The sequence below is a fragment of the Mesorhizobium album genome, assembly GCF_033977205.1.
Classification (GTDB): Bacteria; Pseudomonadota; Alphaproteobacteria; order Rhizobiales; family Rhizobiaceae; genus Mesorhizobium; species Mesorhizobium album.
This window is the reverse complement of sequence record NZ_JAVIIW010000062.1, coordinates 1-26,758: the sequence shown is the minus strand read 5'-3', so window position 1 is coordinate 26,758 and position 26,758 is coordinate 1. Positions and strand designations below refer to the sequence as shown.

15 protein-coding genes, 1 tRNA gene and 2 pseudogenes are annotated in these 26,758 nt (G+C 62.4%); 13 read left to right on the top strand and 5 right to left on the bottom strand.

Annotated elements, in window-relative coordinates; genetic code table 11:
* Positions 1-108: 108 nt before the first annotated feature.
* From RFN28_RS31500 to RFN28_RS31490, 3 genes are all read right to left on the bottom strand, one after another.
* Positions 109-1,215 (bottom strand): NAD(P)/FAD-dependent oxidoreductase, encoded by a 1,107-nt coding sequence (locus tag RFN28_RS31500; protein ID WP_320291059.1) that lies wholly within the window; start codon positions 1,213-1,215, stop codon positions 109-111.
* 89 nt (positions 1,216-1,304) lie between these two features.
* A complete protein-coding gene (locus RFN28_RS31495; RefSeq protein WP_320291058.1) occupies positions 1,305-3,614 on the bottom strand; it encodes a glycosyltransferase family 2 protein in 2,310 nt (769 codons plus the stop codon).
* A gap of 1 nt (position 3,615) precedes the next feature.
* On the bottom strand, positions 3,616-6,168 hold the full coding sequence (locus RFN28_RS31490; protein ID WP_320291057.1) for a glycosyltransferase: 2,553 nt from the start codon (positions 6,166-6,168) through the stop codon (positions 3,616-3,618).
* Positions 6,169-6,411: 243 nt separating this feature from the next.
* On the opposite strand from RFN28_RS31490, the gene RFN28_RS31485 reads away from it, so the two are divergent.
* The 10 genes and pseudogenes from RFN28_RS31485 to RFN28_RS31440 form a co-directional block, all read left to right on the top strand.
* The gene (locus RFN28_RS31485) at positions 6,412-7,155 is read left to right on the top strand and encodes a hypothetical protein (protein ID WP_320291055.1); all 744 of its coding nucleotides are present in this window, start codon (positions 6,412-6,414) and stop codon (positions 7,153-7,155) included.
* A 33-nt stretch (positions 7,156-7,188) separates the two neighbouring features.
* Positions 7,189-9,420 (top strand): peptidase domain-containing ABC transporter, encoded by a 2,232-nt coding sequence (locus RFN28_RS31480; RefSeq protein WP_320291054.1) that lies wholly within the window; start codon positions 7,189-7,191, stop codon positions 9,418-9,420.
* On the top strand, positions 9,410-10,756 hold the full coding sequence (locus RFN28_RS31475) for an HlyD family type I secretion periplasmic adaptor subunit (RefSeq protein WP_320291053.1): 1,347 nt from the start codon (positions 9,410-9,412) through the stop codon (positions 10,754-10,756). The genes RFN28_RS31480 and RFN28_RS31475 overlap by 11 nt, the downstream gene beginning before the upstream one ends.
* Entirely contained in the window at positions 10,753-13,884 is a 3,132-nt protein-coding gene (locus RFN28_RS31470) for a rhamnan synthesis F family protein (protein WP_320291052.1), read from the top strand. Before RFN28_RS31475 ends, RFN28_RS31470 begins: the two co-directional genes overlap by 4 nt.
* A complete protein-coding gene (gene rfbF, locus RFN28_RS31465) occupies positions 13,881-14,684 on the top strand; it encodes a glucose-1-phosphate cytidylyltransferase (RefSeq protein ID WP_320291051.1) in 804 nt (267 codons plus the stop codon). Before RFN28_RS31470 ends, rfbF begins: the two co-directional genes overlap by 4 nt.
* Positions 14,681-15,748: an NAD-dependent epimerase/dehydratase family protein gene (locus RFN28_RS31460; RefSeq protein WP_320291050.1), complete on the top strand. Its 1,068-nt coding sequence runs from the start codon at positions 14,681-14,683 to the stop codon at positions 15,746-15,748. The genes rfbF and RFN28_RS31460 overlap by 4 nt, the downstream gene beginning before the upstream one ends.
* Entirely contained in the window at positions 15,745-16,308 is a 564-nt protein-coding gene (gene rfbC / locus RFN28_RS31455; RefSeq protein WP_320291049.1) for a dTDP-4-dehydrorhamnose 3,5-epimerase, read from the top strand. Before RFN28_RS31460 ends, rfbC begins: the two co-directional genes overlap by 4 nt.
* The gene (locus RFN28_RS31450) at positions 16,308-17,237 is read left to right on the top strand and encodes an NAD-dependent epimerase/dehydratase family protein (protein ID WP_320291047.1); all 930 of its coding nucleotides are present in this window, start codon (positions 16,308-16,310) and stop codon (positions 17,235-17,237) included. Before rfbC ends, RFN28_RS31450 begins: the two co-directional genes overlap by 1 nt.
* A 74-nt stretch (positions 17,238-17,311) precedes the next feature.
* Entirely contained in the window at positions 17,312-18,262 is a 951-nt protein-coding gene (locus tag RFN28_RS31445; RefSeq protein ID WP_320291046.1) for a methyltransferase type 11, read from the top strand.
* Positions 18,259-19,338 (top strand): annotated as a pseudogene (locus tag RFN28_RS31440) (recombinase family protein); the annotation flags it as partial. The gene RFN28_RS31445 and the pseudogene RFN28_RS31440, both read left to right, overlap by 4 nt.
* A gap of 197 nt (positions 19,339-19,535) precedes the next feature.
* On the opposite strand, the gene RFN28_RS31435 reads toward RFN28_RS31440, so the two are convergent.
* Positions 19,536-23,435: a PAS domain S-box protein gene (locus RFN28_RS31435; protein WP_320291045.1), complete on the bottom strand. Its 3,900-nt coding sequence runs from the start codon at positions 23,433-23,435 to the stop codon at positions 19,536-19,538.
* A 247-nt stretch (positions 23,436-23,682) separates the two neighbouring features.
* Here RFN28_RS31435 and RFN28_RS31430 point away from each other — a divergent pair, with 247 nt between their 5' ends.
* Positions 23,683-24,144 (top strand): phasin, encoded by a 462-nt coding sequence (locus tag RFN28_RS31430; protein WP_320291043.1) that lies wholly within the window; start codon positions 23,683-23,685, stop codon positions 24,142-24,144.
* A 353-nt stretch (positions 24,145-24,497) separates the two neighbouring features.
* Positions 24,498-24,574 (top strand) — tRNA-His (locus RFN28_RS31425).
* 433 nt (positions 24,575-25,007) lie between these two features.
* On the opposite strand, the gene RFN28_RS31420 is transcribed toward RFN28_RS31425, so the two are convergent.
* Positions 25,008-26,090, bottom strand: a complete 1,083-nt coding sequence (locus RFN28_RS31420; RefSeq protein ID WP_320291042.1) for a site-2 protease family protein — start codon at positions 26,088-26,090, stop codon at positions 25,008-25,010.
* A gap of 458 nt (positions 26,091-26,548) precedes the next feature.
* Here RFN28_RS31420 and RFN28_RS31410 point away from each other — a divergent pair.
* A pseudogene (locus RFN28_RS31410) lies at positions 26,549-26,758 on the top strand (serine--glyoxylate aminotransferase); the annotation flags it as partial.

Here is a 26,758-nt window from a genome sequence, read left to right as displayed (position 1 = left end):
CCCGAGCCAGGCCTGATCGGGCCTACGTTCGTCGGCGTTCACATGCCCATAGGGTTCCAGCGTATGCCAGCAGCGAACGCCTTAAGTCTTATGGCCTCTGCGCCAGCGCTACGGGGTCAAATGCTTAACAACGCATTCGGCGATAGCAAGCGAGGCGGTTAGGCCAGGCGACTCTATCCCAAACAGATTGACAAGCCCGGACACGCCATGGATGTCGCTGCCTTGAATGACGAAATCCTGCGGCGCTTCGTCCGGCCCGGCGGTCTTGGGCCTGATGCCCGCATACCCCGGGTGCAGCCGGCTTTCGTCGAGACCGGGCCAGTAGCGGCGGATCGCTTCCGCAAAGCGCGGCAGCCGGGACGAGTTCACCGAGTAGTCGACCCGTTCGATCCACTCCACGTCCGGCCCGAACCGCGCTTGCCCGGCCAGGTCCAGCGTAACGTGCGTCCCAAGGCCTCCCGGTACGGGAACTGGATAGACGAGCCGCGAAAACGGCGACTTGCCTGAAAGCACGAAATAGTTCCCCCGGGCGAAGTAGGGCTTCGGGACCAGATGGGCAGGCATGCCCTCGATCGACGCCGCGACGCCCGGCGCGAAAAGGCCCGCGGAATTGATAACGACCTGCGCTCGAACTTCCACCGGGTCCTCGCCCCCTACCGAGACGAGTAGCCCACCGCTGGCACGCCGGAGGCCGGTCACCGGAGAGCTGAACGCGACCATCGCCCCTGCGGCTTCCGCTTCACCCTGAAAGGAGAGCATCAGCTGATGGCTGTCGACTATGCCGGTGCCGGACGAGAGCAATGCCGCCACACAACGGAGATTGGGCTCCATCTGCCGAGCCTCAGCTCCGGTCAGGCTGACCAGGTTGGTGACCCCGTTCTGCCTGGCCCGGTCGGCAATTCGGTCGAGGACGGCCACTTCATCGTCAGTGACCGCCACGATGAGCTTTCCGCATAGCGAATACGGAACTGCTCGGGTGTCACAATAGTCGATGAGCCGCTCTCGCCCCTGCAGACAAAGGCGCGCCATGAGGCTTCCGGGCGCATAGTAGATTCCGGCATGGATGACTTCGCTGTTCCGGGACGAGGTGTGCGCCCCGATCGCGGCTTCCTGCTCGACGACAACGACCTCGTAGCCCGCGCGCGCCAGTTCCCGGGCTGTGGCAAGCCCGACAACGCCAGCCCCGATCACTACGCATTGGATATCGTTTGCCATCTACCCACCTGGTTCGTTGATGCGATCCGTCGCCTGTTCGCTGACCAAAATGCTGCGAACCCGGCGAGCGACCTGGTTGAAAAGAATCTTCAGAACCCATCCGGAACGCCGAGAGGGGAGGGTGATCGATTGTCCCTTGGCCCCATCGCGCGGGGAGGCCAGCTAAGAGCTGAAAACGGGCATGGATCGAGTGAAAGTATGGGACTGTAAAAGGGATCCGCGGCGAGGACGCTGCCCCACTTCGTGCGCAGGTTTTGCATCTCGCGCTCGAAAAGCGGCGCCTGAATTTGACCGCGAGCGGGCTCGTCATGGATGAGCTTCGCATGGGGCGTGAGTACGATCCGCCGTCCAAGCGCGCGCAGCTTGAGGCAGTAATCGACGTCATGGAAATCGATTGGAAAACGCACTTCGTCCATGCCGCCGACCTCGAGATAGTCGCTCCGGCGCGTCATCAGGCACGCCGCCGTCACAGCACTGCATTCGTGCGCCGCCACCAGCAAATCCGCATATCCGAAATCGCCGTCGACCCGGTCGCTGAAGGCGCGGGCTGCTGCAAATCCGGGGCCGAGCACGATGCCGCCATGCTGCACGACGCCGCTGGTCCGAACGAGCAGGGCGCCCACGGCCCCAACGTCCGTTTCTCCAATCCGGCCCATCATCTCCAGCAGCCATCGATCGTCCAACGCCCTGACGTGTGGGTCCACTAGGCAGAGCAGATCGCCATTGGCGACCCTCGCGGCGCTATTGACAAGTCGGGCGCGATTGAACGGCCCGGACGTGCGCAAAACTTTGGCGATCCGGTTGTCGATCTGTTCCAGGTAGGCGAGCGTGGCCCCGTCTGAGGAGTCGTTGTCAGCGACAACAATCTCGATGCGCTCTCCTTCGCAGGCAGGCCGGATCGACTCTATGCAGTCCTCCAGCAGGTCCGCCCGATTGCGCGTTGGAACGATGATCGTTGCGCTACTGCTCGCGACCTTCCGGCTGATCCGCACGGCCGGGAATAGGCCTGCTACGTTTGGCGTAGCCGTGGCTTCCGTCCCCCTGCGCCAGAGACAGGCCAGGCTGGCCGCCGCCAAGGCCGGACGGGCCGCGGCCACGTCGAAGGGGGGAAGCGTCGCCAGCGCCCCCGGAAGATGGATGATATCCTGGTTCAACGAACTGCGATCGTCGAGCATCGAGTTGAACAGGCGATAGAGGCTCGACGCCCCGCCGGACAAGGAGCGGATTGCGTCGGCGGAGCGAAGCGCGAACAGGTGGGCGCAGTAGCCCTGTTCCAGCATCCGCTCGTAGTCGAATGCCGGCAACGCCATAGGCCAGACCGATCCGTCCTTGCCTCTGATGTCGAAGTCGCCGTAGACCGCGCGCGCTCCCTCGATCGCGGCGAAAGCACCGACAATTCGCTGCAGTGCGGTCGGCAAGAATAAGGTTCCGGCAAGGGCAAAGACTACATAGGCGCAATCCGCTCCTTCCAGGAACGAGAGCACGGGACCTGGGTCGAATGTTGCCAACCCCGTCCCGGTCGGGAAAAAGGGGGCAATCCAGTCGGGGTGGTTCTGCTCATGCAAGCTCGCCTCGGAGTCATCCATCCCTTCAGAGCCGATCATGACAACGACGACCCGCCGCGCTTCGACCGGGCTGGGATTGGCTGGAAACCGTTCGCGCCACTCCTGGTACCGTGAGAAGGGCCATGACCCAGGCATATTCCGCCGATCAAGGTCCGAAAGCCCGCAAGCGGCCAGGGCTTCGTATGGAATGCCTGGAACAGCGAGGAAGGCGACGGGGCTTCCGGCCAGGTGCTCGCCAAGCCAATTCACCACCTCTAGCTGATGGGCATTTCCGTCCGCGAACCTCTCCGGCAAATAAATGTCGAATGCGCGGACTGCACGGGCGTCCTCCGCATCGCCGACATGGCTCCATCCAGCTGCCCGGGTCCGTGTAACAAGCACCCCGTCGACGAGAACGTCCAACTCTCCGGCTTCTTCGAGGTTGGCGACCCATCCGGAGAAGCGGAGCGAGCCGGACCAGCGGACTGCCCCGACCACAGATGACTGGTGCAGGGGCAGTAACGGGCGTTCCAGGGCGATCGGCTGGCCTACGACGGTTCCGCTATTCGCTAGCCGCGCCTCCACTACTGCGCCTTCGGCAAGGACGTTCTGGTCCAGCAAGAAGGAAAATCCGTAGCAACCGTCCCCAACCTGCGCTGCGGCCAGTTGTTGGACATAGTCCTGTGCCCGAAGGACCTTCAGCGGATATCCGTCTACCAGAATGTCGATCGCATACCTGCGTTCGAGGTTGCTGCGGTCGACGACAAATCCCGAGAAGTGCCGCTCGCCTGAACGGGTAAATTCCGTCCAAAAGCGGTGCGGAGGTGCGGGGTCCGACTCGCCAGGATGAGGCATCTCAGGATTCCAACCAGTCGCAGAGGCTGCTGGTGATGTTGCTTAGGTTCGAACCTGGATCAATGGGTAGATCGCCGTTTCTGGGCGTCAGCCGCCCGAGAGACCAGTCGAAGAACGCTACCGGAAGCGCGGAATTGAGAGAGAGGGTCGCAAGCGGATGGCCGAATATGGGCCGGGTGGCGCAGAGGAACAGTGATTGCAGACTATAAGACTTTAGCACCCAGTCGAATTCCGCTGTTTCCACCGAACCCGTGACGAACGTGTTTCCAAACCGCATGAGGCCGTAATCATCCAGTGTCGAGCCAACGACCGTAATCGACAGGTCCGCTCTCCTTTCGCGCAGAACGCCAGCCAGGAATCTCATAAGGAACTGTTCTTGCGGATCGGACCTGACCGGAACAAGCCCCAGCCGCGAGACGGTCTGCTTTGTTGGTTTATGCGGTAAATTCCGAACCGCGGCGCCGATGCCTGTCGAGTCAAGCCTGTGCCCAGCGAAAAAACCTGCGGCAAAGGCCTGGGCATGATCGCAGGGGACAAGAATGCGTTTGGCAGCTTCGGAGAGCCCGCGCCACCTTTGAACCCGACTGCGCTCGTCGGCTTCGACACGCGCATCGTTTGACCGGATGGCCGGCTTGCGCCGGTCCGGCCAGGCAGATCGTATCGCTGAAGCCGAGAAGGACTCATTGCGTCGGCCGAGCAGCCCGGCATCGGCTATGAAGATGTCGAAAGGAATTCCCAGCGCGACAATCAAGTCGATCAGGCATAGGGAAACCGCCGCTGGGTCCAGGATCTCGATTCCGGATGGGCGCATCCCGTTCACATATTCGCGCAATGCCTCGCGCTCGCTGGAAAGCGAGAGCTGGAGACGCATCGATTGAGGAAGTCCGCCGGCGGGGTTCAGAAGCCCAGCACTGGGGCCATGTGCCTCATGGCGGACCTCGAGAATTATGGCGGGGACTTTCTCGCTCAGCAGCTGGCGTGCTCGCTCGCGTGTAACCGCTCCCACTGCGCCGGTCCCAGTCACGAGCAGGCGCGGATTTGCGGCCGAGATGGGAGCCGCCCGCTCGATCGACTCTCGCATTCCTCGCAGCGGATCGGCACGAACGAATGCGGCGGATTGCTTTGTGTATTCTGGAAACCGCCGCTTCAGGACGCCAAGGTTCCGGACTACCAGCGATCTCTTGTCGCGACCAAATGATACCGAGCCCGCGTGTCCGACGAAAACACCTGGCGCACACACGCTTCGAAATCCCCTTTCGCGGGCGCGCAGGCAGAAGTCCGCATCTTCGAGATAGCCCTGGTCGAAATCTTCCGACAACAACCCGACGGCATCGAAACACGCGCGCGTGACGTACAGGCAAAACCCGATGCCGCTCGGAAGGTCGACCACATGCCCAGCATTTGTCCTGGCGGCGATGCCGTCGATCATCGTGACATCGCCGAGGGATCCAACCGGATTGGCCGTGTTCGGGATTGGGAAACTCGTATACTCCCCATTGTTCGACAGCGGGGTGACTGTCCCGATATCCGGCGAGGAGCGCGCAGCTTCCGCCAACCTGTCGATAAAGCCGATTGGTACGATCGTGTCGGAGTTGAGGAGCACGACATCGCCCTCTGGGATAAGCGACAGCGCTCTGTTGACGGCTCCAACGAAACCGAGGTTCCGGGTGAACTTTATGAGTTCGACCGAGGTTCGGGTGGAGAGTTCATCGAGGTAATCCGCGATGCGCGCCTCAGGCGTCGCATTGTCGACCAGAAGGATTCGGTGCCGCGGAGGCCTGACAGCGGACATAAGGCTGTCCAGGCAGGCTCGCGTCGCGTCGTAGCCTTTGAACACCGGAACCACCACTGTCACTTCCGGGACGTCCATCTGAGCCGCCAGGACGGTGCCATCCGCGTGTGGGGCGTGCGGATCACTCGCAGGGGCAGCATTGCCCGGAACCCGCCTGGAGAGGAATTCCTCGCCTTCGACTGACAGTGAGATCAACTGGGAGGATGGCGAGTTTGGTCGCGGCAGGCGAAAGGCAGCCGCGTGGCCAAGATCGCGCAAGGGGTGAACCGGATCGGGCCGAATGCGGCAGGCAACCGAGCCGGAGCCATCCGTCACCGTCAGTTCGAGCGGCGCGTTCCCCTCCCAAACCGCCCATCCTTCGATCGTGGCATCGAGAATGGTGAGACTCCCGAAGTGACGTCGACCGGCAGCGCGCAGGACTTCGATCGCCATTCGCAAGGTATCGAGATCTCGGTCCTGAGTGACGAGAACTCCGGCCGCTTCTCTTTTCTCAGCACTGCCGGCCCAGGCCAACATTCTGCGATTAGCAGCGACATCCTCCGGGGCAAGGTCGAGCGCGATCCGCAGGTCTCGAATGGCGGCGCTCTTATCGCCGAGCCTGAATAGCGCTTCGCCTCTTAGGACGTAGCTTCGTGGTTCCGGATACGGGCGGACCCGGCACCGGCGGTCCGCAAATTTGAATGCCGCCTCCGCTTCGCCCCGTGCAAGCGCTTGTGCCGCAAGAAGTTCGAGGGAGTGGTGATGGGGCTCTTCGAAGGCCATGCGATCGTCGGGTCCATTTTAACCGTATCAATAAGTTACCAAATTAACCCATTCTAATAATTGTCCGAGCCAGTCCAACATGCTAAACAAATTCCTAACAGCTCTGGGGTAAGGGCACCAGGAACTACTCTTGGGGCAGGGCTGGTGCGCAGATAAGAGCGCATCGAGCATTTGGGACAGCTAGACCCCCCGACCGTCAGGGCAAGTGATGCGTTTGTGCTCGTGTAGCGGGGGTTGGGGCCCGTGGCTATCTACGATCTTGGACTCATACACCTTGAGTCCGTCATTCTGGCCGCCAACCATGTCGATCAGGCGGCCGTTGACGCCGTAAATAAATATCTGCTCACTGGAGCTGCACCGGCAAATGATAAGCCGTCCGGTGCGACCAGTCTTTCTCCCGGTCAATGGGCCCAGTTCAACTCTAACGTTGACGAGGATGCCTCCGCGATCGGCCGCGGCAAGCATGATGCGGCGCAACCGGATGAAAGAGGCTTCCAGCCCCTTCATCTTGATGCTCATCATCAGGGGCAGCCAGCGACGTCTCCATATGCCGACGGCAGCTTAGGCCAGCCGCAAGTCGCGCATGGGAGTGGTGTTGAAGGCAAGGCGGGAGGGTCGCCACCTGATCCAGCCCATACAGTCAAGGTCGCCGGCTTCGGCGATGGAACTGGGCTGCTGTTGCATGACATCCTTCATCCCGGAACTGGGGCGAGTGGATCCGGAGCCCATATCGTCAGCCAGGGGCATCTCGCCGACGTTTACGGACCTGCTCGACTTGGCGGCGATGCCGCTCAACATCCCGCAATCGAAGCGAGCAAGCGCTTGGCAGGCACTCACGGCCTGACCCGATCAAGCATCGACGCGGTCGTCTCCGACCAGCATTCCGGGACGATCGCCACGCATACCGGGTCGACACCGTTCGCCGAAGCCGATCGCAGCCTCATCGTACAATCTCCGGATTTTCACCTTGTGCACATTCATTCGTAGTTTCGAGCACGCCGCGGAACGGTGGGCCTTGCCATGATCGCTCTCGCGGAAACAGCGCGTACGCCACATAGTTCGAAATCGCGCGAGGCAAGCGGGCTTGGCTGCCTCGTCGTCATCGCGCGCCACTTCGGGATCCATCTTGCGGCTTCGGAGCTTATCCAGCGCAATTCGCTGGGGGACGGCGAACTTTCATCCAAAGACATCGTTAACTGCGCCACTGCTGTCGGCCTGACGGCCAAGGTCCTGCAACTCGATCATCTCGGGATCGAACATCTCGACAAGGCCCTCCCGGCGATCGTCGGGCTTAAGAACGGAACCTGGGTTGTATTGCTGCGCCTCGAGGGCAAGGGCATGCGCGTCGTGCTGCAGGATCCAAACTCCACCCAGGAGGCACTGCTTGTCATCGACAGGTTGCGTTTCCAGCAAGCCTGGACAGGGGAGGCTGTTCTTCTCAAACGGAACTACGACATCGCCGACGAACGCCAGCCGTTCAGCATCAGATTCATCGTCGGCTTGATCTTCCGGGAGCGCTGGATCGTGCGAGACGTCGCGATCTGCGCGTTCGTGCTCGGCATCATGGCGCTGACGCCGATCATGTTCTGGCGGCTCCTCACCGACAAGGTGATTTACTACAAGGCCTTCAACACGTTCTCCGTGCTATGCGTGACGATGGCCGTCTTCATAGTATTCGAGGCCGTCTTCGCATGGTTGCGCCAGTTTCTCGTCCTCTTCCTCACCTCGCGCATCGACGCAAAGCTCCTCACCCACATATTCGAGAAAGTCCTGAACCTGCCGATGGACTTCTTCGAGCGGACCCAGGTCGGCACGATCGCGTACGACATGAGCCAGGTCTGGAGAATCCGCACCTTCCTGGTCGGACACCTGTTCGGAACGATCCTCGATTCGACCACGCTGATTTTCTTCCTTCCGCTCATGTTCTTCTTCAGCCCGGCGATGACCGCGGTCGTCCTGGTGATTTGTGGGCTCATCGTCGCCTGGCTGTTCGCGATGCTGCCAAACTACCGACTGAAGGTGGCGTCGGTCGAACAGGCGGAATCGGACCGGGGAGCATTCCTCGCGCAGACGCTGTTCGGAATGCGCACGGTTAAATCGCTGGCCCTCGACGCGCGGCAGCGGCAGCTTTGGGACGTCCATGTCGCCCGGGTTACGAAGCTGCGCTTCGCCGAGGGCATGACCGCCAATCTGATCCAATCTGTCGTAAGGCCGCTCGAACGGCTGGCTGTTAGCGGTTCCTTCGCGCTCGGCGCCTACATCGCGATCACGACAAATGATCCGGTCTATGTCGGCGCGCTATTCGCGTTCCTGATGCTGTCCCAGCGAGTGACGGGGCCGCTGATGCAGATCGCGCAGCTCGTCAATCAGTACGACGAAGCCCGCATCGCCGTCGCGGTTGTCAGCCGACTGGTCAACCAACCAGAAGAAGAGGGCCGTTCCGGCAACGGCCTGCGCGCCCGGGTGCGCGGACATGTCGAATTCTCGAACGTCACCTTCACGTACAAGGGCTCGACCTCTCCAGTCCTTCAGGACATTTCGTTCGAGGCGCCTGAGGGAACGATGCTCGGGATCATGGGCAGGAGCGGGTCAGGCAAGACCACCATCGCCCGGCTCCTGCAGTCCCTGCACTCCAACTACGAAGGGCTGATCAAGATCGACGGCGTCGACATCCGCGAATACGACATCGATCACCTGCGGCGCAATCTCGGGGTGGTCCTGCAAGAGAACTTCCTGTTCAGCGGGACAATCCGGGAGAACATCATGGCCGCCAAGAGCGATGCGACCTTCGACGAGGTCGTTCAGGCGGCGCGCCTCGCTGGCGCGGAAGAGTTCATCGACAAGCTGCCGCGCGGGTACGAGACCTACGTCTACGAAGGGTCGCCGAACATTTCCGGTGGCCAGCGGCAGCGGTTGGCTATCGCACGCGCCCTGATCGTCAATCCGCGCATTCTGATCCTGGACGAGGCAACCAGCGCCCTTGATCCGGAGAGCGAGTCGATAGTCGCCTCAAACATCGCCCGCATCGCGAGCGGCCGCACCCTGATAGTCATTTCGCATAGGCTGTCGTCCCTGATGTCGGCCAACGCCATCCTAGTGCTCGAGCGCGGCCGGGTGAGCAGCATCGGAACCCACGGTGAGCTGCTGGAACGTTCGGACGTCTACAAGGAACTATGGAACCAGCAGATCCGGCACCTCACCGTGACGGCGCCCCGCAAGGACTCTTTCGGAGGCCAGAGTCGTGTCGCGTGAGCAATCGTCAATCGCCGTGATCCGGCAATTCCAGTCGGAGACGGACGCGATCCGGGAGGCCCCCGAACCGCGCTGGGCGAAGTTGACTGTTTTCGCGCTGGCTGCCCTTTTGGCGGCCGTGATCGCGGTCATGGTCTTCACGCAAGTGGACCGCGTGATCACCAGCCAATCCGGCAAGATCGTTTCGACGCAGGACGTCAGCGTCTTCCAGGCGCTCGACCCGTCGATCATTCGAAGCATCGACGTCCGCGAAGGCGAACGCGTCAAAAGCGGGCAGCTCCTGGCGACTCTGGACCCGACCTTCGCTGCCGCCGACGTCGAGCAGCTCAAGTTGCAGATCGCGAGCCTGGAAGCGCAGATCGCTCGCATCGAAGCTGAACTCAAGAACACACCGTTGTCCTTCCCCGATAGGAGCGATGCGGGTTTCCTGCAGTATGCCGCATTGCAAACGAAGCTGTATGAACAGCGCACGGTGCAGTTCAATGCGCAGGTCGACAGTTTCAAGGCGAAGATCGAGCAGACGCAGACCACCATCCAGAAGCTCGAAGAAAGCGTGAGCAGGTTTCGGCAGCGCGAGGAAATCGCGGGGCGCGTGTTGGCCATGAAGACCTCGCTTGCCAAGCAGGGCAGCGGCTCCCAGTTGAACGCGCTGATATCGGAGGATCAGCATCTTGAGATCCTGCAGTCCCTCGAGAAGGACCAACACGCCCTGACCGAGGCGCGGTATACGATAGGCGCGCTGGAGGCCGACCGAGACGCCTTCAGGCAGCAGTGGCTTGGGGCGCTCAGCCAGGAGCTCGTGACTGCGCGAAACAGCCTCGATACTGCCAGAACCCAGCTCGAGAAGGCCATAAAGCGCCAGGACCTCGTCCGGCTGACGGCGAACGAGGACTCGGTGGTTCTGACCATGGCCAAGCTGTCAGTAGGATCGGTCCTCAAGCAGGGCGATCCGTTGTTGACGCTGATGCCCGCGAACGCGCCTCTCGAGGCTGAAGTCCGCATCGCGTCGCGCGATATCGCCTTCGTCCGGAACGGTGACCGATGCGTGCTCAAGATCGACGCGTTCAATTTCGCCGAACATGGCGCTGCCGAGGGAAAGGTGCGCTGGATCAGCGAGGGGGCCTTTACGACCGACGACAACGGCCAGGCTACTGACGCGTATTACAAGGCGCGATGCAGCATTGACGCGATCAAGCTCAGGGATGCCGGGCCGAACTTCCGGCTGATCCCGGGCATGACGTTGACCGCGGATATGAACGTCGGGACCAGGTCCGTCGCGGCGTTCCTGCTCAGCGGGTTTATTCGTGGCGTTGGGGAGTCGATGCGCGAACCATGATTTCTCGTTCTTTCAGACAGCGCCGCGCCGCAAAGGCTTTCAGGCGGGGGAACGCCGAATATGGCAAGGGAATGCCACTCAAGGCACTCCAAGCCTGGACAATCGCGAGCGACCTTGGACACGCCGAGTCGCATTACAGGATCGGAGTCCTCTACTCGCGCGGGGAAGGCGTGACGCGCAATGCACCAGAGGCTGTTGCCTGGTATCGGCGAGCCGCCGAGGCCGGGTATGTCGACGCCCAATTCGAGCTTGGATTAATCTACCTGAATGGCATCCGGACGAGTCCTGCGTCAGCCGGCCAGGAGTCGCAATGCAGCAACGAATTGCTCGAGGTCCTGTTTCCCCAAGGTATCAGCGTCGATCAGGACCTCAATCAAGCTTTGCATTGGCTACGTGCGGCCGCCAGCGGCGGCAAGGCAGAAGCATACGCAGTCCTGGGCGATATGCTCTGCGCCGGACTCGGCTGCGCGGCCAATCACGCCGAGGCACGCAGATATTACGAAGCCGCCGCGCAGCACGGGGTGGCGGCAGGCGAAGCCGGTCTCGGCGACCTCCACTATAATGGGCTGGGTGTTCCCGTCGATCTCGCCGCGGCTGCCGGTTGGTACCGGGAAGCGGCGGAAAAAGGTGATCCACGAGCGCAGGTGGCGCTGGCACTCATGAGCCTCAAGGGGAGTGGCAGGCCCGTCGATCGCGAAGAGGCCGGCCGTCTCTTCGTTCTCGCCGCGGAGCAGGGCGATCCCAGAGGACTCCACCACGCCGCCCTTCTCTGTATGACCGGGGATGGCCTGCCGGAAAACCTCAGCAAAGCCGAAACCTATCTGCGCAAGGCGGCAGGGCGCGACCACCTACCGTCCGTCATTGCCCTCGGCGAGTTCTACGCGCGGGGCAGGGGCGCCGCACCGGATTTGCAGGAGGCAGCCGCGTGGTATCAGAGAGCGGCGGAACTTGGCGACGCTAGCGCCCAGTTTATCCTCGGCGGCCTTTACGCCACCGGCACGGGTTTCGTACAGAACCTTCGCGAGGCCGCACGCTGGTTCCTGCGCGCCGCCGAGCAAGGCCATGCCAGCGCAGCGCACAACATCGCTGTGCTCTATGCGAAAGGTGCGCCATTCGGGCGGGACATCGCCAAGGCAGTCGAATGGTACGAAGTGGCTGCGCGAGCGGGGCTCGCCGCGGCCCAACTCCACCTTGGCCGGCTCCATGCCGCCGGGGACGGCGTTCCGCGTGACTGGAAGGCGGCGGCCGAATGGCTCGGAAAGGCGGCCGCCAGCGGCGATCCTGAGGCGAAAACCGCACTCGCGATGCTGCACCTCCACGGAGGCGAGGCGGTGCATGACCCGATCCGCGCGGAAAGTCTTTTGCGTGAGGCCGCAGGCGCCTATGACACGGGAGCTGCTCTGCAGCTTGGCCACCTTCTTCGAGGGAATGGTCGCATAGCGGATGCGATGGAATGGTATCGAAGGGCCGGCGAGGCCGGCGACGTCGAAGCCCAGTTCGCGTTGGGGGCCGTGTATATCGAAGGGCGTGGATGCGAGCGCGATATCCATGCGGCCATTTACTGGTTCGAGAAGGCCGCCAATGTCGGCCATGCGCCCTCCCAATTCCAACTCGGGGTGCTCTTTTCCGCAGGGCAGGGGATAAAGCTCGACCATTCCCGTGCGCTTTATTGGTACGAGCGGGCCGCCAAGCTCGGGCATTGGCTCGCGCAATACAACTTCGGTGTCATGCTCTCCAAGGGGCAGGGCTGCACGGCGGATCGCGAAAAAGCGCTCTCCTGGTTTCGCTTGGCCGCCGAGCAAGGACTCGCCGAAGCGCAGTTCGTGCTGAAGGACGCATATCTCGGCATAGATAGCGGCCCAAACAACGGACAGGCCGTTTGTCGCTGGTCGAGGGAGGCACACCAAGCTGGGAAGTCGCGCGCTCCCGATCTGCAAAGCCGCGCCCAGACTGAGGAGTCAACTCCCGGTCCAGCGCGACCATTCCCCTTTGAGGTGACGAGAACCGGCGCGCACCATTTGGCCGATCTCCGCAAAGTGGAGCATTTCGTAGACTTGGATCGAATTGGGCTTCTCGCAAGACGGGGAGGGCTGGCTGTCTTCGCGATCCATTGCGAAGGAGCCAACCTGCAGACCTTTCACCTGGAGACGATCGAAGCGCTCCGCTCCAGGGGATACGCAATTTGCGTCGTAAACAGTTTTTCGGAGAACGACGCACTATTGACGCCCCATCTCAAGGACAAGGTGCACACGTTCATCTCGCGCGGCGACTACGGCCGCGATTTCGGATCGTGGGTTAGCGCGCTGGTCACCTTGGACGGCCTAGTCCAGTCGGCCGACCACGTCCTGCTGATAAACGACAGTATCATCGGACCTGTCCGCTCGCTGGACACCCTCTTCCAGCGGTTCAAGGCTTCCACTGGCGATATCTTCGGGCTCTCCGACTCCTATCAGCACCACTACCATCTGCAGTCCAGCGTTCTGTTCATTCGACGCTCAGCGTTCTCGACGCCGGCGTTCCACAGGTTCTTCCAGGAATATTCGTATCCCAACGACAAGACGAACGTGATCCTCCTCGGGGAGGTGGCGCTGTCAGCCTATGCCCTGGATGCCGGCCTGACGCTCGACGTGATGTGCCCATACGAGTCGGTGGCCGAACGTTGGCTGGGACAGTACGAATCCGATCTGGAACTTGTCCAGTCAATGCCGGAGTTCCGCCACGGATTCCCCCAAGTAATCGATGGCGTCCAGACACTCTCGTACGGTTATGCACAGCACACGAAGATTTGGTACTTCAACACCGCGGGAGATATCCGGGCCCAGGTGGCGAGAAACGCTCAGCATAGCTTCTGGAACACGCTGATCAACGATTTCGATTATCCGTTCTTGAAACGAGAGCTTGTTACGAAAAACCCGGAAGGCGTGGCAAATCTATTTCTTCTGGGGTCAGTAATTGACCCGACATTCAAGGAGCCTCTCGCCGTCCAGATGCGAGAAGCTTTGCGCTCTTTCCCCGGCAAAGGTCCGCTCGTCATGCTCAACGACATGCGGCCTTTGCCGGGCCAACCGCGGGCCGGAACGCTACTCCGTCCCGCAAACCTGCAACTAGTCGATGGGGGATCGCAATGAAGGCAGTTATACTGGCCGGCGGATTGGGGACTCGCCTATCCGAAGAAACGGCGACACGGCCAAAGCCGATGGTCGAGATCGGTGATCGACCGATATTGTGGCATATCATGAAGATATATGCCGCCCACGGAATTACCGATTTCATAGTCTGCTTGGGATACAAAGGGTACGTTATCAAGGAGTACTTCGCAAACTACTTCATCCATTCGTCGGATGTCACTTTTGACATGAGAAACAATTCGACCACGATTCACAAGGCCGAAGTGGAGCCATGGACGGTGACGCTGGTTGAAACGGGCGAAGACACTCAGATCGGCGGCCGCATCAAGCGCGTCCTAAGCTATGTTGGCGATGACGACGCGTTCTGTCTGACCTATGGCGACGGGGTGGCGGATGTCGACGTGACGAAGCTCATAGCGCAGCACAAGGCCAGCGGTCGGCTGGCGACGGTGACAGGCACCCAGCCGCCCGGCCGATTTGGCGCGATCCGTTACGACGGGAACCGGGTAATCGGATTCCAGGAAAAGCCGCAGGGAGATGGCGGCTGGATCAATGGCGGGTTCTTCGTGCTCTCGCCCAGGGTTGGCCGCTACATCGAAGGCGATGCTACCGTCTGGGAACGGGAGCCGCTGGAGCGGCTCGCGAAGGAGCGCCAGCTGGACATCTATTTCCATCGCGGTTTCTGGCAGCCGATGGATACGCTGCGCGACAAAAGATACCTCGAAGAACTCTGGCGATCTGGCAAGGCACCCTGGAAAATTTGGGAAATGGCCAACGCTCGACCGAGGACAGCAGCATGAAAATCTTGATCACGGGCAATCTGGGTTACATCGGACCGATCGTCGCGCGTCACTTGCGGTACGTGCGTGCGGACGCAAGGCTCCTTGGCTTCGACAACGCGTACTTCGCCTTGTCGACGACAGGGGCGTCCATTCTTCCGGAACGCATTCTCGATGAGCAGCATTTCGGCGACGTGCGCGAAATCCCCGACAAGCTGTTGGAGGGCGTTGACGCTGTCGTACATCTTGCCGCGGTGTCAAACGACCCCATGGGGCATCAGTTCGAGCAGGTGACTGCAGACGTGAACCATCGCGCCAGCATCGACCTGGCCGAAAAGGCCCGGGCAGCCGGGGTGTCCCATTTCGTATTCGCCTCAAGCTGCAGCGTGTATGGCTTTGCGCCGGGCGCTCCTCGGACGGAAACGGACGACATCAATCCCCAGACCGCGTATGCGCGCTCGAAGGTTGCCGTCGAGAAGGAGCTGGGGGCCCTCAGCTCGGACAGGATGATAGTCACTTGCCTTCGGTTCGCCACCGCATGCGGCATGTCGGACCGCCTGCGCCTCGATCTCGTCCTCAACGACTTCGTGGCGTGTGCGTTGGCGCTTGGCACGATCACGGTCCTTTCGGATGGAAGCCCGTGGCGGCCACTCATCGACGTCCGCGACATGGCGCGGGCGATCGAGTGGGCGGCGACGCGCAAGGTGGACGAAGGCGGAGCCTTCCTGAGTGTGAATGTCGGCTCGAACGATCGGAACTACCAGGTCAGGGATCTCGCCGCCGCCGTGGCCGAAGTCATCCCGGGCACGTCGGTGAGCATCAACCGCGCCGCACAGCCGGACAATCGCTCCTACCAGGTCGATTTTTCGCTGTTCGCCTCCCTGGCCAAGGCACACCAGCCGCAGGTGACATTGCGCCAGTCGATCGAGATGCTCGCAGCCGGGCTTCGGCGGATGAATTTTGCCGATCCCGATTTCCGCAACTCGCCTTTCATCCGGCTGAAGATGCTGGAAGCCCACATTGCGGCTGGTCGCCTGACCCGCGACCTGCGGTGGTTGCCACGCGCCTCGGAGGAAGCCGCATGATTTTTCAAGCGACCCCGTTGGGTGGGGCATTCACGGTTGGGCTCGAGAAGCGCGGCGACGACCGGGGCTTCTTTGCGCGCGCATTCTGCCGGAACGAATTCGCCCAGCAAGATCTGATCTCGAGCTTTGTCCAGGTCAACAACTCGTTTTCGGCCAAAAAGGGGACGTTACGGGGCCTGCACTATCAGCTGCCTCCGCATGCGGAGGTCAAGGTCGTCCGCTGCGTTCGAGGTGCGTTGTGGGACGTCATCCTGGATCTGCGTCCGGGTTCGCAGTCCTTTGGCCAATGGTTCGGCGCGGAGCTCAGCGAGGACAACCGTCTGTCGATGTATGTCCCGAAAGGTTTCGCCCATGCCTTTCTCACCCTCGCCGACGATACGGAAGCGCTTTACATGGTCAGCGAATTCTATGCTCCCGAATCCGAGCGAGGGATTCGCTGGAACGATCCGCGCTTCGCAATCGAATGGCCGATCGAGCCGACTGTGATCTCTCCGAAGGATGCCGCCTGGCCGGAGTTCGACCATGCCTTCCACGGCGTCGGGCATTTCGGGGGGCACTGATGCGGGCCCTCCTCACAGGAGCGAGTTCGTTCACGGGGTATTGGTTCGCTGCCAAGCTCGCCGCAGCGGGCTTCGACGTCATCGCTCCGCTGCGAGGCTCCCCATCCGGCTATTCCGGAGTGCGCCGGGACCGGGTTGAACGGCTGGCGCACATAGCCGAAATCGTCCCTGAATGTCCATTCGGCGAACCGAAATTCCTGGAGCTTGTCAAAGCGAGCGCTTTCGACGTGCTGTGCCATCACGCCTCGCGTGTCGGCGACTATCGCAGCCTGGAATTCGACGTTGTCGGAGCCGTTGCGGAAAACACCAACAATATCCGCAAGGTGCTGGAAGCGATGCTTGCAAATGGGCTGAGAGGCGTCGTTTCCACCGGGACCGTCTTCGAGGCCAATGAGGGCGCGGGCAATCTGCCCCTGCGAGCATTCTCCCCTTACGGGCTCTCCAAGGGGCTGACATCCGAAATTATCCGTCACTGGTGCGGCCACTACGGGGTGCCCTACGGCAAGTTCGTGATCCCGAATCCGTTCGGGCCATTCGAGGAGCCGCGCTTTTGCGCCTACATGATCAAATGCTGGCGAAACGGTGAAGTTGCGGAGGTGCGCGCGCCGCGCTACGTGCGAGACAACATCCACGTCGACCTGCTGGGGCTTGTGTATGCGCGCTTCGTTGCCGAAACGATCGAGGCCCGCAGGTCCGGAAAAATCGGACCGATCGGTTATGTGGAGACGCAGGGCGCTTTCGCCGAACGCTTCGCTGGGGCAATGCGCGAGCGTCTGGGCTGGGACTGCAGGCTGAAACTGCTCAAGCAAGCGGATTTTTCGGAGCCAATTGCCCGAATGAACACCAGCGAGATAGATCACGATGCCGTCGGCTGGTCGGAAGCGGCGGCCTGGGACGGGACTGCGAATTTCTATTCGGCGTCGGCGTAGAGGCAAGCGCCGTTCACACAGGCCTAGGAAGACCGGCCGTTATTTCTGCGTAGCAACCGAAGGGCATCCTCGGCATGCACGACACAGCACGCGAAATCGCGCGTCGCTTCTTCGCGATGTACGTTCATGATCGGTCAGTGATCGTGGAGATCGGGGCGCGAGACGTGAATGGCGCGTTGCGCGAAGTTTGCCCGGGTTGCGGCGCCTACATCGGCGTGGACGTTGAACCAGGCTCCGGCGTCGATGTCGTCGTACGCGCTGAGGAGCCACTGCCGGTCGCGGCGGAGTCGGCCGACGTCGTTGTGGCGAGTTCGGTCTTCGAGCATGACGCCTTCTTCTGGCTGACGTTCCTCGAAATGGCCAGGATAGCGAAGCTGGGCGCCGTCATCTACGTCAACGCACCGTCGAACGGGACCTATCATCGCTATCCAACGGACAACTGGCGGTTCTATCCGGATTGCGGACAAGCACTGGAGCTTTGGGCTCGGAGGAACGGCTACGACCTTCACCTGATCGAGTCCTTCATCGCAGAGCGCGCCGGCGACATCTGGAACGACTTTGTTGCAGTGTTCATGAAGGGACCGACGCCGTCACTGGACCGCGTTCAATACCTTTCGGACGACGTGCCTTGCACGAACGTCTGGCGCACTGGAGAAACAAGCATCCGGCGCCCTCGCGAGTTGAGCCAGGACATGCTCCTCATCGAGCGGTTACGGAAAGAGGCCGACAGTCTGCGCGCCGGAGTCGCTCAGCCGGAGCCAATCAATGATGAGGCCGCGGCTCTGATTTCAGAAATCAAGTTGCTCCGCGAGCGCTTGGCAGGCTTGATCCACCGAACCGAGAGTGTCCACAAAACGCTGGATCTGCTGGATGCATTTATTCGAACCAACCACGTTGCCGGCGGAGCTTCCGCTCGGTGTGAGGAGGACGCTGACGCCGCTGCTCCAGCTTCTCCTGGTCGAAGCGGCAGCTCAGGGGACACGAGAGGAGAACGGAGACCGGATCGGCGAGGAGGACGGCAATGACCAAGATTACGTCTGAGCACTTAGCTCGGAGTGCGTTCGTTTATGTGCGCCAGTCGACGACCGATCAGGTCCACAACAATCATGAGAGCCGTCGACGCCAATATGCGCTCGCCGATCGTGCTCGCGCTCTCGGATGGAGCGCCGTCGAGGTAATCGATGATGATCTCGGCCGCTCCGGCTCGGGGATCGCACGGCCAGGCTTCGAGAAGCTGCTGGCTGCAATTTGCGAGGGACGCGTGGGCGCCGTGGTTTCGATCGAGGCATCTCGGCTCGCCCGCAACGGACGAGATTGGCACACGCTCCTCGAGTTCTGCGGTTTGGTCGATACGCTGATCGTCGATGAGGATGGCGTCTATGACTCCCGTCATCCGAACGATCGCCTCCTGCTCGGCATGAAGGGCACGATGAGCGAGATGGAACTCTCACTCTTCCGTCAGCGATCGCTCGAGGCTTTGAAGCAGAAGGCGCGCAGAGGCGAGCTTTTTCTCACCGTCGCCGTCGGGTTCCTCAAGGTGCGGCATGACCGAATCGAGAAGGATCCCGATCGACGCATCCAGCAAGCAATCAACCTCGTCTTCGCCAAATTCGCCGAGTTGCAAACCGTTCGGCAGGTCCATCTTTGGATGCGCCAGGAACGCTTGCCGCTGCCGGCGATCGGATATGGCCCCGACGGGCGAACCGTCACATGGAAGCTGCCCGTCTACAACACGCTTCACCACATGCTTACGAACCCAATCTACGCCGGCGCCTATGCGTTCGGGCGCACCGGCAGCCGCATCACGATCGCAGCCGGACGCAAGAGGGTCGTCCGTGGCTTTCGACGCGAGCGCAGCGCTTGGGAGGCTTTGATCCTCGACCATCATGAAGGATATATTGAGTGGGCCGAGTTTGAGAGGAATCAGCGTCTGATCGCCGACAATGCCAATGGTCAGAGCTTCATGAGCCGCGGAGCCGTGCGCCGCGGAGAAGCCCTGCTTGCCGGTCTTCTTCGTTGTGGTCATTGCGGCCGCAAACTCCATGTCGCCTACAGCGGCGAGAACGGGAGTTCGGGGCGTTACCATTGTCGCGGCGGCCAGCTCAACCATGGTGGCGCTCCCTGCATCTCGTTTGGCGGCATGCGAATTGATCGCGCCATCGGCACCGAGGTGATCGAGCGCCTCCAACCATTCGGTGTCGAAGCATCCGTGTACGGAACCGTTCGCACGGTGGTGTGGGAAGAGGGATGCCGTAAGGCTCCCTCCTACCCGATTCCGCGGCTGTGTTCGCCGGCCGATTATTCGGCCAGCACGCGCGTCGAGGGGAAGGCGACTTCGACCAGCGTGCCTTCGCCGGGCGTCGAGGTGATGGCGAAACGGGCACGGTTCGCCTCCACCATCGCCTTGGTCAGCGGCAGCCCGAGGCCGGTGCCGTCGCCGCGACCGCGCTTCAGTGCATTGATCTGCTTGAACGGCTTCAGCGCCTGCTCGATCTCGGCCTGGGTCATGCCGATGCCGGTGTCGCGCACACGCATGACGACGTCGCCGGAGGCCTCGTAGGCGGTGGAGACGATCACCTGGCCGCCGGCCTGCGTGTAGCGGATGGCGTTGGACAGGATGTTGAGCGCGATCTGGCGCACGCTTCTGAGATCCGCCACCACTTCCGGCAGCCGCGAGGCGAAGCTCGACCGGATGATGACGCGCTCGCGGTTGGCTTGCGGCTGCATCATCGCCACCGTCTCGGCCAGCGTGTCGTTGAGCGACACCGCCTCGTAGGCCATTTCCTGCTGGCCGGCCTCGATCTTGGAGATGTCGAGCAGATCGTTGACGAGGTCGAGCACGTGGTTGCCCGAACGGTTGATGTCGCGCAGATAGTCGCGGTAGCGGTCGTTGGCGACCGGACCGAACTTCTCGTCCACCATCAATTCGGAAAAGCCGATGATGGCGTTGAGCGGCGTGCGGATCTCGTGGCTGATGCGGGCCAGGAAATCCGTCTTCTGCGAGGAGGCGCGCTCGGCCACGGCGCGCGCCTGGGTGAGGTCCTCCTCGGCCCGCTTCCACTGCGTGATGTCGCGCACGACGGCGCAGAAGCCGCTGTCGTTGGGCAGCCTGCCGATGGTCATGAACAGCGGGATGAAGCGCCCCTGCGCCTCGCGGCCGATGACCTCGCGCCCGTCATTCAGCAAGCTCGCCACGCCAGGCTCCGAAAGCCCGGCGAGGTAGTCGCGCGCCGCGCGCTGGCTCTCGATGGCGAACAGCGAGGCAAATGGCTTGCCAGCGATCTCGTCGCTGTCGAAGCCGAACAGGGCTTCCGCCGGGCGGCTGATCGAGCGGATATTGCCGTCGCGGCCGATCAGCACCACGCCGTCGGTTGCGGTGTCGATGATGGTGCGCATTTCGGCGATGCGCGACTTGAGCTCCGAAACGTCCGGCTGCTGGCTCGGCTCGTCATTCGCCGCGCTAAGATGCGCCGCCGGCGCTTCGTCCTCGCCCGAGCGGCGCACCACCAGCATCAGCGCCTTGCCGCCGCGCCACGGCACGGAACGCAGCACCGCATCGATCGGGAATTCCTGGCCCCCACGGGTCCTGAGCTTCAGTGAATGGTCGCTCTCGTCGGCCTCGCCATCATGGGCATAGGGGTCGGCGAACAGCGCGCCCAGCCCGCCTGCTTCGGCGAGGTCGTCCAGCGCCTCATAGCCCGTGAGCTCGAGGAACGCGTCATTGGCGTAGTGCAGCACATCGCCGGAATGGATGAGCAGCGGCACCGGCAGCCGGGCAACGATCGACGTGTCGGGCGCCCTCGCTTCCTGTCCGGTCGAGAAAGCCGACGGCACGAAGCCTTCACGCTTGAGCAGCGGCACTTTCAGGCGTGGCCGATCCGGTGACGGGGCTTTCGCTTCGCCAGGCTGTTCAACTGCAGGCGGGGCTGCATCCGTGTCGGAACCGGCCCAGTCCTCGCTGTCTTCCGCGTCGCGGAAATCGTCGGCGGTCATGCTGTCGTCGTCGGCGCCTGCGTCAAGGGCAGACGCCTCGGCTCCGGCCGGCCGTTCAGGTTTTTCCGTCGGTTCGGTTTGGCGAGTCTCGGAATCCGCCGCTTCGTCGGCAGCTATCTCGCGCCCGGCATAGTCGAGCAGCGAGCCGGAGGCGGGCGGTGTTTCCTCCTGGCCAGCGGCAGCCACGGAAGCATCGTCGGTGCCGTCGAGCCGCGCCAGGTCCTTCTGATCTTCCGCTTCGGTCTCGGCTTCCGCCGTCTCGACGGCCTCGGGCTCGGATTGCGGATGGCTGCCTTCCCCCGCGGCGGGTTCACGCCCGGTCGCGCCGGTCGCCGTCGGATCGGCTTCGCCGGGCTTCGTCTCGCCGGCCTTCGGCTGTTCCGCCAGTGCGCCGGCCTTGTCGGCGGCCGCAGTCGCGTCGGGCTGCTTCTCAGTCCCGGCAGTGTCGGCGGCTGGCGGCTCGGCCGGGCCGGAACTGTCCTTTCTCAGCCGCTCGCCGATCTCGCGAAAAGCGCTGCGCTCGAGGATCGACAGGCCCTTCTCGCTTGCCGGCTGCTTATCATAGGCCGGCTGCCGGTGCTCCGCCAGCCGAATCACCTTGTCGGCGTAGCGCCGCTCGGGCTTCGGCACGATGGCCAGCGCCGGTACCTCGCCCCGGAACGGGTCGGCAGGCTTCGGGGGCTCGGCCGCCGGTTGCTCGGCAGCAGCTTCGGGTTTGGCCGGCGCGGCGCCATTGGGCACCAGCGCCATACCGAGCGCTTCTGGATCGATAACGGCGTCGGCGCTGCGCGCGACGCCGAAGCCGCGGAAACCTTCGAAGGCGCGGCTGCGGCCATAGACCGGCAGCGCCGCAAGATCGACCGGGATCTTCAGGTCCGTGCCCGCCACCGGCCAAAGCACCGAGCGCCCGGACCAGGTATCGCGCCGCTCGAGCAGGGTGGCGATCTCGCCCGATGCGTCGAGGCCGAAAGTGGCGGCGACATCCTTGAAGCGGCGGCCGATCACATCCGCGGCCGGCTTGCCGACGATGTCGGCGAATTCCGGCGACAGCGCGCTGAACTTGCCCTCTGCATCGGTGCGCCAGACGAAACGCAGCGGCGGCGCCGAACGGTCGATAGTGCGGGCCGGCTGTGCAGGCGCTGCGGTTTCGGCGGCGTCCTGCCGGCTTTCGGCCGCGGCATCCTCCGGTTCCGCCCGCGCCGGCGCCTCCGGTTCAGGCCGCCTCGCGTCGTCGCCGCCGGCGTTGAAATACCAATGGTCATGCTGTGCAGGGCCGGCATCCGCGGCCGGTCTGCCCGCCTCGGCGGTATCCGGCACACGGTCGGCCGTGGCTGCGGTCTCTTCTGTCGGCCGGGCGCTGTCCACGGACTCCGCCAGGGCCGTGACCGCCTCTCCACCTGCGGTCGCTGCCGGGGGCGAGATATCGTTCTTTCGGACTGGCTCAGCTTCGGCGGCGGCGCTCTCGTCTTCAGACACCGCGGGCGCGCTTTCCGGCGCCATCGCTATGTGATCGCCACCCGGCCGATCGTCCTGCTGGCCGTCGAGCTGGTCCTCGTCGATCACCACTAGGAGATGGCGCTGGTCGGTGAGCCGCGCGAAGCCAGCCGGATAGGAGGTGCCTGCACCAGGAACAAGCCGCTTGACGACGCGGTCTCCGGCGCTCGCCACATCCGCGACAAGGGCAGCCAGCGTCTCCGGCTTGATGCCGAGCGCGCCAAAACCTTCGGACGCCGCCTCGACACGGCCTTGGGCATCGACGAAGGCGATGAAATGCCCGGCCTCGGTGAAGCCGCCAATGGCGCGGCTGGCGATTTCGGACGCGCTGCGCGAACCCGTCTGCGCCGCCGGCACCGCCAGCATGATCGCCTTTTCGCCGTCCGGCATCGTCACCGCGCTGGCGAGCAAGCCGACGGCGCGGCTCACCATGCCAGTCGCCAGCCTGACCGTGATGGCGCGGTCGCGGCCGATGTCCGGGAAGCCGCTGGTCGCCATGATCTGGCGCCTGGCGATCAGCGGCAGCAGCGCCGAGGCGCCGATGACGGCCTCGATATCCGGATAACCGAACACCGCGGCGCCAGGCCCGTTGGCCCAGATCACCTGCTCGAGGTCGGCCGACAATATGGCAAGCGCGTCGCCGGCGGCAAAGCGCTGGCGCACTGCATCGAGCACGGCGACATCAAGGAAGGAGTAGTTTTCAGGCGGCATGCGCTGGCGAACCCTCCGGCAGCGGGTATTTTGAGTTAACGCTTTGTTAATAAAAGCGTACGGGGCGAAGGTCCACAAGCCATGCCGTGCAACGGCCGAAATCTCTGGGCTCGTGGTTAACGGTGGGGGCTTTTTTATGGTGCGCTGCAACAAAGATGTTGCAATGCACAAAATTTGCCTTTATATTGCCACTATACATGAACGAGACGGCTTTCTGTCAAAGCCGCTACCGCTGAAAGGTTGGAAAATGTCCAAGACTGCCAAGACCGCTGAGACCATCGAAAACGTGGAATTCCCGAGCTTCGACGCTTCCAAGGCCACCGACCAGATCCGCGCCTTCGCCGAGAAGGGCGTTGAGCAGTCGAAAGAGGCCTATGCCAAGCTGAAGAACGGCGCCGAGGAGACCCAGAAGGTTCTGGAGTCGACCTATGAGACCGCCAAGACCGTTTCCGGCGACCTGTCGCTGAAAGCCATCGCCATTCTGCGCGCCAACGCCGAGGCCGGCTTCTCGCATCTCGAAGCCCTGGTCGGCGCCAAGACGCTCTCGGAGGTCGTCGAACTGCAGACTTCCTTCCTGCGCAAGCGTGTCGAGATGGCCGTCGAGCAGGCCAAGGACTTCCAGAGCGTTGCCTCCAAGGCGGTCGAGGACGTTTCCAAGCCGGTCAAGACCGCCTTCGAGAAGGCGATCAAGGACGCCAAGGCGGCCTGATACGCACGACCGAAAGCTGCATCAAAACGTCGCATTTTGTCAGACAAATAGATGTGCGATGGATTGAGCAGACGAATACCCGGGGAGTGAAACCTCCTCCCTTCGCTCTCCGGGGTGACCAGCCAGCATCTCCTCCCGCTGGCTCGTAACAGGAAAAGGCCGGCACCTCCTCCCGCCGGCCTTTTCTTTTGCTTGGCATTCTTTTGTGCGAAAGCCGGTCGCGGTTCGTCCAACGCGATCTTTGCCTTATCAAAGGCCTTGAATTAGACTCTGTTAGCCCGTATTGGGACGCATCGCCGACGACAGAGCGGACGCGGAGAATGATTTCTTCTCGATTGCGCTCAAGCGGATGTGCCGTTGTAGCTCAGTTGGTTAGAGCACCAGATTGTGGATCTGGGGGTCGCTGGTTCGAGACCAGCCAACGGTACCATCGCCTTCTTGCGTAAGAAATTGATTTTTCAGCGCAAATTGCAATATTCGATGATGGACCTTGCCCCCGTTGGCGATTTTGTGCCGCAAATTGTGCTACCTATTGTGATACAAATGGGCGGCATGGACCTTGTGACGAAGGCGCGAAGAGCACGATACTGATCGCTACCTGCAGCTCAGGGGCGGCTATTTCCTAATGGAATAGCAGCTATCCAGGTCTCCACACTGGCAGCGGACGCCGCTTGGCCCAACCCAGCCGTTCAACAATTCGCCGGGTTGGAGTCAAGGGCAGAAACCGACGCCAGAGCTGTGACGTCAAGAACATTCAACGCCTGCACGTTTGCCTTTTGTGTTTCGAAAGTCGCATAAAAAGGCAGTGTGGAACTGGCTGAAGGTCGACAGGCCGCGAGCCTCCATGGCTCCGACCGTGTCTGTCAGCTTGCGACGGCGCTGCGCAGCAGCATGAGCTCGCCGATGTTTTCGATGATGACGTAGCCTACCAAACGGCCGCTGCCATCCACCACGCCGACGGCAGGTGCAGCTCCGTTCTTCAGGTGTTCAAGCGCCTTGATAAGCTTCTCGTGGTCGCGAACCACCGGGATGTTCATGACCATCGCCTCAACCACGGGAACCTGGCTGCCGCGCTGCTGCAGGCCGGAGACGAGCCCCGTACGCGTCAGCACGCCGCGCAGCCTGCCGGCACCGTCGACGATTGGGAACTCGTGTTGCGTCGTGCGCAACAGGGCCTGTGCCGCCTCGTCGAGGGTCGCGGTCGCCGGCAGGCTTTCGAACCGGCTGATCATGACGTCGCGGACGTTAACGGCACGCGCCGCTGCCTCGAGTCCCATCGCCTGCGTTTCCGCGGTGGCGGCGAGGTAGACGAAGATCGCAACGAATATGAGCAGCACGTTGCCGGCGACGAGACCGATGAAGCCGAAGGCGAAGGCCGCGAACTGACCGACGGTCCCTGCAATCTCCGTCGCGCGCTGGCGGTTGTAGCGCGTGGCGAGCAAGGCGCGCAGCACGCGCCCGCCATCCATCGGAAAGGCCGGAATGAGGTTGAACAGGACCAGCCAGATGTTGACGGCGGCGAGGCGAGCCACGAACGCGACATGCGGGTTATCCATCGATATCAGCGCGTCGATGCCGACGGTAGTCCCGAGCGCGGCGACGAGGAAAGCGGCGATGACGACATTGACCAGCGGGCCGGCGAGCGCCACGGCGATCTCTTCCGACGGCTTCTCGGGCAGGCGCTCCAGCTCCGCGACGCCGCCGATCGGCAAGAGCGTGATCTTTGGAGTTCGGATGCCGTAGCGACTAGCGGCAGCGGCATGGCCGAGCTCATGCAATACCACGCAGGCGAACACGGCGCCGATGAAGCCGACGCCCTCGATTGCAGCCGACGTTCCACCCTCTTGGAAATAGGCGATGCCGATCCAGGCGAGCAGCAGCAGGAAGGTCAGGTGGATGCGGATCTCGGTGCCGCCGACACGGAGGATCGGATAGGACCACTGCATGATGTGACTCCGTCGGGGTCGGGAAGGCAGGCCGCGCACCGCCGAGCATGCCCCCGTTTGCGGACGCGTCAAGTGCCTCGTCATCCGTTCGAGCGCGTCGCTCCGCCCGGCTGTGAATGCGCCGCAACGTCGCGCAGGTGGTGGCGCGCGAGAGCAAGGGCCGCAGCGTCGAAGACGCGATGGACGAATTCAGGAGGGCAATCCCCAGGGGCGCATGCTGCAGCCGGAGGAGATCGCCGCGCTCGCCGTCTTCCTCTGCAGGGGCGGTGCCATCGGACGACTTGGCCGGGTAGGGTCTGACCTATCCGATAGTGCATGGAGGCTTCCGAAAGAGTAGGCGGCACCCATGCCAGAAGGTTCGCAGAATCTATCTGGATAGGTGTTGTGAGCGGACGGGCAATCTCGATGATGGTTTCGGCAGGCACTTTGTCTGCGAAGTCTTTCGGGAGAACCTCTTTATGGCCGGCTTTACCCATCTTTTCATCCCCGGACCGACCAACATTCCCGAAGAGGTCCGGCAGGCGATGAACCTGCCGATGGAAGACATGCGCGCCGCCTCCTTCCCCAATCTGACGCTGCCGCTGTTCGAGGACATCAAGCGCGTGTTCAAGAACGAGACCGGCCGCGTCTTCATCTATCCGTCGTCCGGCACCGGCGCCTGGGAAGCG

Coding starts and splice junctions, on each gene's coding strand:
- RFN28_RS31500 (WP_320291059.1), bottom strand. CDS start 1,215: ATGGCAAACGATATCCAATGCGTAGTGATCGGGGCTGGCGTTGTCGGG.
- RFN28_RS31495 (WP_320291058.1), bottom strand. CDS start 3,614: ATGCCTCATCCTGGCGAGTCGGACCCCGCACCTCCGCACCGCTTTTGG.
- RFN28_RS31490 (WP_320291057.1), bottom strand. CDS start 6,168: ATGGCCTTCGAAGAGCCCCATCACCACTCCCTCGAACTTCTTGCGGCA.
- RFN28_RS31480 (WP_320291054.1), top strand. CDS start 7,189: ATGATCGCTCTCGCGGAAACAGCGCGTACGCCACATAGTTCGAAATCG.
- RFN28_RS31470 (WP_320291052.1), top strand. CDS start 10,753: ATGATTTCTCGTTCTTTCAGACAGCGCCGCGCCGCAAAGGCTTTCAGG.
- rfbF (WP_320291051.1), top strand. CDS start 13,881: ATGAAGGCAGTTATACTGGCCGGCGGATTGGGGACTCGCCTATCCGAA.
- RFN28_RS31460 (WP_320291050.1), top strand. CDS start 14,681: ATGAAAATCTTGATCACGGGCAATCTGGGTTACATCGGACCGATCGTC.
- rfbC (WP_320291049.1), top strand. CDS start 15,745: ATGATTTTTCAAGCGACCCCGTTGGGTGGGGCATTCACGGTTGGGCTC.
- RFN28_RS31450 (WP_320291047.1), top strand. CDS start 16,308: ATGCGGGCCCTCCTCACAGGAGCGAGTTCGTTCACGGGGTATTGGTTC.
- RFN28_RS31445 (WP_320291046.1), top strand. CDS start 17,312: ATGCACGACACAGCACGCGAAATCGCGCGTCGCTTCTTCGCGATGTAC.
- RFN28_RS31435 (WP_320291045.1), bottom strand. CDS start 23,435: ATGCCGCCTGAAAACTACTCCTTCCTTGATGTCGCCGTGCTCGATGCA.
- RFN28_RS31430 (WP_320291043.1), top strand. CDS start 23,683: ATGTCCAAGACTGCCAAGACCGCTGAGACCATCGAAAACGTGGAATTC.
- RFN28_RS31420 (WP_320291042.1), bottom strand. CDS start 26,090: ATGCAGTGGTCCTATCCGATCCTCCGTGTCGGCGGCACCGAGATCCGC.